The sequence below is a fragment of the Undibacterium sp. Di27W genome (assembly GCF_049340345.1).
Lineage (GTDB): Bacteria > Pseudomonadota > Gammaproteobacteria > Burkholderiales > Burkholderiaceae_D > Undibacterium.
Window position 1 is genome coordinate 1 of the sequence record NZ_JBMPOS010000140.1, and the last position, 325, is coordinate 325.

Genomic DNA, 325 nt, shown 5'->3' on the forward strand with positions numbered 1-325 from the left:
ATGCCGTCGTTGCATTTGTCGGTATGGATCCACGTCCGTGTGACTCTGGTCAAAAACGTGGCCGCAGGAGGTTATCCAAGCGAGGCCCTGCTGAAGGGCGCCGCTTGCTATTTAACGCTGGTATGGCGGCTGCAAAATCAAAGGTATGGGCACCCTTGTATCAACATTACCGGCAACTTGGCTGGCCCTCAACGGCCGCTATCATGATCATCGCACGTAAAATATTGCGAGTTGCTTTTAGCCTGTTCAAGAACAGCGTTGATTTTAATTCTGATCTCATCTCGATAAAAACTTGACGGGAACCATAGAATCTAATCGTACCTAC

At 48.9% G+C, this 325-nt stretch carries 1 protein-coding gene; it reads left to right on the forward strand.

From position 1 onward, the window contains the following. Nucleotides 1-296 (forward strand): transposase (locus ACO0LF_RS31650; protein ID WP_423021406.1); only part of this gene is annotated, 296 nt, incomplete at its 5' end. Nucleotides 297-325: the final 29 nt, after the last annotated feature.